This window comes from Mycoplana sp. 10N416, from assembly GCF_056394765.1.
Genome location: NZ_JBFTIM010000022.1, coordinates 25,066 through 31,675 on the forward strand (window position 1 = coordinate 25,066; position 6,610 = coordinate 31,675).

Consider the following 6,610-nt stretch of genomic DNA (forward strand, 5'->3'; position numbering starts at 1 on the left):
CCGTCGCGAGGTTCCCCTCGCTCGATCCTGACAGTACGATTATTCGCCGCGTCCAACGCCAGTGAGAGCAGGCGATCTCGCTCCTCGTTGAGCCATTGCAAGGACTCGATCATACTGCGTCCCGACGATTTCCATCGCTTCCCTTTCGAGCAGGGTTGCTCCTGCTGACGATCGTGCAGTTGCCGACCGGCATCTGGTGGCTGCGCTCCTTCATACTCGGCGCTCTCAACATCTCGATCTTCCTGAACATGCTGTTTGTCGCCGCGTACCGGCTCCCTGGTGGAGTTGCAGGGACTGTACTCTCGGCCCAGCCATTGATCGTTGTCTTTCTGTCCGCTTTTCTGCTGTCCAGCCCTGTGCGTCCATTGGCGATCATCGGTGCATTAGTTGGTATGGGCGGCGTTGCCCTGCTGGTTTTGACCCCCAGTGCCGCACTCGACGCCATCGGCATCGCAGCCGGTTTGGCTGGGGCAGCCTCCATGGCGTTGGGCATCATCTTGGCGCGGAAGTGGCAGCCTCCGGTATCGCCTCTCACCTTCACGGCATGGCAACTGACCGCTGGCGGGTTGCTCTGGTCCCTGTCGTTTTGCTCGCCGATCATTCCATTCCCGTTCCGACGGTCTCCAACCCGATGGGACTTGCCTGGCTCGGGCTGATCGGGGCCGCCTTGACCTATGCTCTCTGGTTCCGGGGTATCGGGCGGCTGAATGCCACGGCCGTGTCGTCGCTCTTGCTTCTCAGCCCGCTGACGGCGGTGCTGCTCGGATGGGGTTTTCTGGACCAGACACTGACCGCGCTTCAGATTGTCGGTATCGCCTTGGTGATTGGCAGCATCTGGCTCAGTCAGCGTGCCGCTTGAACTTGGGTTTCCGAGGACCTGTGGGACGTGTTCGCTTACAGCCTATGGATCGCCCACTCGCTATTGTTCATTCAAATGCGCGTTCCGGAAAAGCTGGCCAATAGGGTTGACGGCGGATGATTTCCGCCGCTCCACATTCTAGTTAAGGCCTGGCTTCTATACTGGTCGCCTCATTGAGCGAAGGTGCCGCATGACGCCGAAATTGTCCGTCGCCTAACTACCGAATGGGGCGCGCCCGATGCGCCTGCTATTCGTAGCCAAACCGGCTCGCGCCTGCTACCAGCTTGGCCATGCCAGACCATCGCCTTGAACGCCCCTGCCGATCAAGGCGATCTCTGATCGCTGGATCAGCCAATATGCCGGCCACGCGATCAGCGTTCTGGACAGCATGAGGAATACACTCGGCTAGACAGCTTTCAATTGTCTGCTGACTGACGAGTTAGCGTTAGCCTTTTCCCTCAGAGCTGCGTCGACAACTTGGTGCGTCAGTGACCGTCCGCAATGGGTGGGAAGCGGAACGGCTGTTTTCTGACGACCCAGCGCCAACAGCAGACCGTCAACTTCCGGCCCCCTTTCCGTCCGCAACGCGCCCGCATGTCGGTCATTCAGGGTTGCGATGTTGGAGGCTAGAAGCAGACACTCAAGATATCCAATGGTGTGTCGCCATTATGAAGCCTGACGTCAGACCAACGGCGACCAGGCCATGTGACCACAAGCCTCGTCTGCTCAGCGATAATGGCCATCGCCGCTTCACCGCGATTCTGCACCGTGCGGGCTGGGTGGTAAACGTCAAGCGTGATGGGGGCAGACCACTCCATCGGTTCGAAAGCTGTACCTCAGAGAGGACCACCTTTCAGGGTGGCAGGCCATACCTTAATCGAATTCAGTGTCGACTAAAGGATGCAAAACACGACATTCTGACGACTATCTGAAAGCTGCAGAAGTGATGCATCTTCAACTTAGCATCAGCAATTCATCGCAGCTTGGCGAAATCCACATTCAGCGACCAGTGGAATTGTAGTGCTTGGACGGTTTTGTCCGGACCCGATTGAATTTACGCGTGGCCCCGACGAAATACACCGTGAACAGAACCCTACGACGGCGAGCCGGCAGGCTCCGGCAGATCGCCTGCAGCTCGCTTCCTCCCGCGCCTTGGCCGCAAGATCCTGGAAGGCTACGGTGATGGCGAGCGCGTCAAGAACGCCTGCCGAAGGTCGGATAATTCGAGCGGAACGACGGGTGTTGCCTGGTTCAAGGCACTCCAGCAGTGGCGCCTATGTGACTGTGTCAGGTTCACCCCGGATACTTCGACAAAAATTGAAGACGCGAGCCCGCTCGGGACAAAGCGCATCGAGAGCACGGTTTCCATGACAATCATGGCTGCGACGCCGCCCGCACCATGTTCACAGACCCGCAGGAAGCCGAGCAGTGGAGGCTGGTGTGATGTCCTTGATCAGACGCCTTGGCTCATTAGGGTTCTCATCCGGATTGGCACCGGCTCTTCATCCGGGAGCCGAGGCGGTTCGGGCTCTTCGATCGGCGGCACAGGTTCCTCCGGTGGGACAGGCTCGGGAGGATCGCCTCCAGGGGATACGGGAATCGACATGAGCAGAACTCCTTTCAGGGCAGCAACCCTGTGACTTGCCGCATTTTTCCGTGGCGGGTGTTCGGCCAGGTGAGGATGTCTGATGGATCGCTGGAAAGAGCGGTGGCGGTTCTTCCCGGGCATTGCCGCCGCCATGGCCGATCAGTGGGGCGATTACGCCACCGACCAGTTCTGGAGGGAGGCGGCACGACCTCACTTCTTCCGAATGTAGATCGAGGGTCAATCTTCTTCGCTCACCAGGATATTCGCGTCTCGGCACGCTCCTATGAAGGCGTAGCGAGCGTCATCCAACGTTTTGGATCTGGACAGGGCGTCAAGGCACGCCCGTTTGGCTTGGCTGAAATGCTCATCGCCCGTCTCCGGCCAAACTTGGGGAAGTACGGCAAGAGCGTCTTTCGGGCCTCGTATAACCTTTTCCGCGCCTCCGGGTGTGATGATGCGGACTGGAGATTTCCAGTGTTGGTCGAGTTTGGTGCCGTCGGACATGACGTGGGTCCTCGTAGACGCGAGAATCGTGAAAGCGGAAGGAGCGCCCAAAGTTCCAGACGCATGACCTCACGCCCTTACCAATATCCCTGCTTCCTCCGCAGCGGCGATAAACGCATCTCGAGCCTGTTCGGTCGTTGCGTGCCCATCGAGCACGGCAAGGCAGGCTATACGGGCATGAGTATGGGCCTGCCCGCCATCGACCGGCCATCTGGTCTGCAGGAATTCCGCGGCTTCCTCGGTGCTGGATATAGCCCGGAGCTTCCCAACCCTTCCAATCTGCACCGTTACGACGGTGTTCCATCTTTTCTGGTCCATGGTTGGATTATAGCACAGAGGATTGCAGCATGAACGAATTCGCCGGGTATGCGCGCGAGGTCCCGATGGGCTGGTGGGGCATACTCCGCCTGCTGAAGCGTTCAGGAGAGAATACATGCGGCGCACCTTGGCCGACCATCCATAGTGAAGAACGCGCAGCCCCTCGCTATCGGGCCCTGCTGGATGGCGGCGTCGTTATTGCCTGATTATTGCGGCACTAGTTCATAGTCTGCCCAGACAAGCGGCATGCCAACGATGAGAACATCGCCGGCATGGCGGGTAGGAGCCCGCGCCCAAGCAGGGGGCTGTGAGGGGGCTAATTGCTTGGGCCCATGTGAAAACATCCATCCCGCGGGGATGTTCCTACCGCACCCTTCAAAGCATCCCGCGCGTGCTGCCGTAATAGTCGTCAATGCCCCGAGTGTAATCAGGGTTTGACCAGTCTGGGTTAGTCTGATCCTCGTAGGACGGCGCGCCCTCCAACTGCTCCTTGTTAAGATCGACTACATACCCGCCCTGGTTTTCATCGTATTCCAGCATGCCCCATGGAACCGGATGGTAGCCTTGGCCTATGCCGAGAAAACCGCCAAACGACATTACGGCGTAAGCCACCTTGCCCGACCTTTTGTCGAGCATGACATCATAGACCGATCCGAGGGTTTCCCCCTGACGGTTGTAGACATCGGTTCCTTCGACTTTGCTGGCCGCGATCAGATTGCCGGTTTCGTCTGTCGCTCCATCGGTGCGCGAAGCATCATAGTCGGTCATTGAACTTCTCCTTCCGAGCCTCTGCAGGCTCTTCCGTTAGTGGTCACTACTAACCAGCGGCTCGTCAGGAGGTTCCGAGCAGTAGAAGAGTTATGCTTGGCGAGTGTGGAGCACCCGGAAAACGATAGGCGACTGGAAACAGGCCAGCACTGACTACGACTCGTAGGAGGCAAGCCGCCTCGAGGTGCCATGGTTGAGGAACATTGCCGAAGCGCGGTCTGCTCGCGCCCGTCCTGACCCAAATTGATGTTACCGTCCGGCCTCTAACGATTGAAGAATATCTGCGGGATCGTGGAGGCCCGCCCTATACAAACGCATGACACGGCGCGCCAACGCACGCGCTGCGTCACTGTCATTCGGTGCCGTCGGATTTTGGTTTGCCAAGCCGAAGATGGCGCTCATTACGGTTATATCCTCCGGTAGGTATATGTCCGCTTTGCCACCAGTATCTGGGTCACCGCGACGGAAACGATGCTTGGCCACGACGAGCGCGCAGAGGGCGAGCTCCTCTTGCAGTACAAGGCCGAGATCGTACAGTCTGGTAAGGTAATCTAACAGCCAGCTTCGGTCGACCGCCCGGCTTCCGAACCAGCTTTGTGAAGCGATTGCATCGGTGATGCGATCAAGCGCTTCGTACTTTTCGTTCTTCGGGATGAATGTCCTGTGAAGGATATTAGAGTTCATGTCTCTCTCCATCCTATGGACGGAAGAAGCCAACTCCCTGCCATCGGCTGTCCTGAAACGCTGCCGACGATGGTATAACTATGCGCTCATCACAGAAGGGATCATAGCGTAAGTTTCGATGCGTTCGTGGCTCTCGAGCCAGATGCCGACCGAGCGCCGACGACGGTCTACGGGTGCTGGACTTCGCCAGCGCTTACACATGTCAGCGCATTGAATACCTCCTGAAGGAAAGCAAGCTTATCCGGCCCGAAAACGCCGCTATCCGCATCAGGCGAAGGAGCTATACCGACAGAATGGTGGGTGAACGGCAACGGGCCGGCGCTATACACTGCCGACCCGCCGGATTGTCTCATACATAATACTGCGCCTAATCCGGCATTGCCCCAGCCAGGCGCAGCGGTTCACGAAGCCACCTGCCGCCAGCCTGACGCAAGGAAGCGAGAAGCGGCGTAGACGCTAGTAGGCGAGCACCGCCACCCCAACGATGAACACTAGCGCCATCATGAGTGCCCAGGGGCCGAAGATGTCATCGTTGAGCAGGTAGTTTAAGCCGCTGAGGGCGTTCAAGTAAGTCAGCCGCAAGGTTTCGGAGAACATGGCGTTCTCCTTTCGGATCGGGGCCAGGGTAGCCAGCCCTCAAGCAGCAGCGCCCGTGACATTGTCTGCTGAAGCGTTGATTGTGGGCGCTCCCGCGCCAATTAGCAAACGGTCAATTGAATTCACTTCGAGGAGAGAATCGTCAACGAGAGAAACGGACTGTCGTGCCGACGCAATCTACTGCGTTAAAGATGGCGTTGTGCCGCCGGTGTCTACAATTGCTAGGCGATGCCAGGGTCGGTCCTTGGGGTAACAGTCAGGCCAACGATCATGTTCTCAATCTCCTGGGGTGTCTCGATCACGTGATAGCCCTTCGGAAATTCGCTCAATGGGTTCAAGGACCGACTTGGTGCGAGGCCTAATTTTCCGGTGCCATCAATACGCCAAACTCGCTGAGCTGGAGCGGAGGAACAAGAGCCGGCGTCTGACTCGGATTGATCAGACGCCAGCTCAGTGGCGGTTCACTCGTATTGCTTGCAAACAGACCCTGACCAACGCATGCAGCGGCGATTGTGGCGTTTCTCGACTCTGGACTCGCATTTCCCATTAACCATTGTCTGCCCCACTCCGCAGCCGGCGACGACGGGCGTAACTATGCTCTCTGATTGAATCGGCGAGCGAGGCATTGCCTGCGCCGACGAAGCGGTAGTCAAGGCAAAAACCAAAACAGCGATAGTTCTGATCATGGCCCACCTCCCTTTCTTGCGCTTGATTTAAACTTGAGAACGGCGATTTAGCTGGATTCCAGGCAACCACAAACCGCGAAGCCGCCTCCACATCTTTCTGGAGGCCTTTCAAAAAGGCGGACGCACAAACGCCCACCTACCTTCAAACGCTCATCTCGGATAGGTGGAAATCGTTAGGATTATGCGCCCATTGTTGGTCGTTGACCAGCGAAATCCACCATTAGGTCAAGGAAGAAGCGGCTCGCCCAAATCTGGGCTGCTCAGGGGATTCTTGACGCCGACTTTTCGGCCGGCGCTCCAGACCGGTCGGCCCAGTGCCAACGTAATACGGCATCCAGTACACGCCGCTGTAGTTCCTGCAACTATAGGCGTTGCAGGCGCCCCCGACGGTGAGAATGCCCGCGCCGGCAAACTGGGTGGCGATCGTCGGCGGCATCGCGCTGGCGTCGGGCACCGACATTAGGATCGCGGCAAGACCCGTTGCGCCAGCGAAAGCGAGACTAATGCATCTGGACATTTCGCTCCCCTTTGCGTTTCGAAACCACGGCTGGCTTGCGCCCGTTTTTAATTCGACGCAATTTTGTGCCGCTTTATTCGCGGCTCCGG

At 58.0% G+C, this 6,610-nt stretch carries 8 protein-coding genes and 1 pseudogene; 3 read left to right on the forward strand and 6 right to left on the reverse strand.

Annotation, left to right across the window (positions count from 1 at the left end):
* Positions 1–149 precede the first annotated feature (149 nt).
* Both AC1DDS_RS24165 and AC1DDS_RS24170 read left to right on the forward strand, forming a co-directional pair.
* Positions 150–859 (forward strand): annotated as a pseudogene (locus tag AC1DDS_RS24165) (EamA family transporter); the annotation flags it as partial.
* Positions 860–2,547: 1,688 nt separating this feature from the next.
* Positions 2,548–2,676, forward strand: coding sequence for a hypothetical protein (locus tag AC1DDS_RS24170; RefSeq protein WP_477481176.1), 129 nt, complete (start codon positions 2,548–2,550; stop codon positions 2,674–2,676).
* 8 nt (positions 2,677–2,684) lie between these two features.
* On the opposite strand, the gene AC1DDS_RS24175 is transcribed toward AC1DDS_RS24170, so the two are convergent.
* Positions 2,685–2,951, reverse strand: coding sequence for a DUF982 domain-containing protein (locus AC1DDS_RS24175; RefSeq protein WP_477481177.1), 267 nt, complete (start codon positions 2,949–2,951; stop codon positions 2,685–2,687).
* 69 nt (positions 2,952–3,020) lie between these two features.
* Entirely contained in the window at positions 3,021–3,269 is a 249-nt protein-coding gene (locus tag AC1DDS_RS24180; protein WP_477481178.1) for a DUF982 domain-containing protein, read from the reverse strand.
* Between the two features lie 29 nt (positions 3,270–3,298).
* On the opposite strand from AC1DDS_RS24180, the gene AC1DDS_RS24185 reads away from it, so the two are divergent.
* On the forward strand, positions 3,299–3,475 hold the full coding sequence (locus AC1DDS_RS24185; RefSeq protein ID WP_477481179.1) for a hypothetical protein: 177 nt from the start codon (positions 3,299–3,301) through the stop codon (positions 3,473–3,475).
* A gap of 169 nt (positions 3,476–3,644) precedes the next feature.
* Here AC1DDS_RS24185 and AC1DDS_RS24190 read toward each other — a convergent pair whose 3' ends face one another.
* The 4 genes from AC1DDS_RS24190 to AC1DDS_RS24205 all read right to left on the reverse strand — a co-directional run.
* The gene (locus AC1DDS_RS24190) at positions 3,645–4,037 is read right to left on the reverse strand and encodes a PRC-barrel domain-containing protein (protein ID WP_477481180.1); all 393 of its coding nucleotides are present in this window, start codon (positions 4,035–4,037) and stop codon (positions 3,645–3,647) included.
* A 249-nt stretch (positions 4,038–4,286) separates the two neighbouring features.
* Positions 4,287–4,721 (reverse strand): hypothetical protein, encoded by a 435-nt coding sequence (locus AC1DDS_RS24195; protein ID WP_477481181.1) that lies wholly within the window; start codon positions 4,719–4,721, stop codon positions 4,287–4,289.
* Between the two features lie 456 nt (positions 4,722–5,177).
* On the reverse strand, positions 5,178–5,318 hold the full coding sequence (locus tag AC1DDS_RS24200; RefSeq protein WP_477481182.1) for a hypothetical protein: 141 nt from the start codon (positions 5,316–5,318) through the stop codon (positions 5,178–5,180).
* Positions 5,319–6,224: 906 nt separating this feature from the next.
* Positions 6,225–6,610, reverse strand: a 386-nt coding sequence (locus tag AC1DDS_RS24205; RefSeq protein WP_477481183.1) for a hypothetical protein, incomplete at its 5' end; no start/stop codon positions are given.

Coding starts and splice junctions, on each gene's coding strand:
- AC1DDS_RS24170 (WP_477481176.1), top strand. CDS start 2,548: ATGGATCGCTGGAAAGAGCGGTGGCGGTTCTTCCCGGGCATTGCCGCC.
- AC1DDS_RS24175 (WP_477481177.1), bottom strand. CDS start 2,951: ATGTCCGACGGCACCAAACTCGACCAACACTGGAAATCTCCAGTCCGC.
- AC1DDS_RS24195 (WP_477481181.1), bottom strand. CDS start 4,721: ATGAACTCTAATATCCTTCACAGGACATTCATCCCGAAGAACGAAAAG.
- AC1DDS_RS24185 (WP_477481179.1), top strand. CDS start 3,299: ATGAACGAATTCGCCGGGTATGCGCGCGAGGTCCCGATGGGCTGGTGG.
- AC1DDS_RS24190 (WP_477481180.1), bottom strand. CDS start 4,037: ATGACCGACTATGATGCTTCGCGCACCGATGGAGCGACAGACGAAACC.
- AC1DDS_RS24200 (WP_477481182.1), bottom strand. CDS start 5,318: ATGTTCTCCGAAACCTTGCGGCTGACTTACTTGAACGCCCTCAGCGGC.
- AC1DDS_RS24180 (WP_477481178.1), bottom strand. CDS start 3,269: ATGGACCAGAAAAGATGGAACACCGTCGTAACGGTGCAGATTGGAAGG.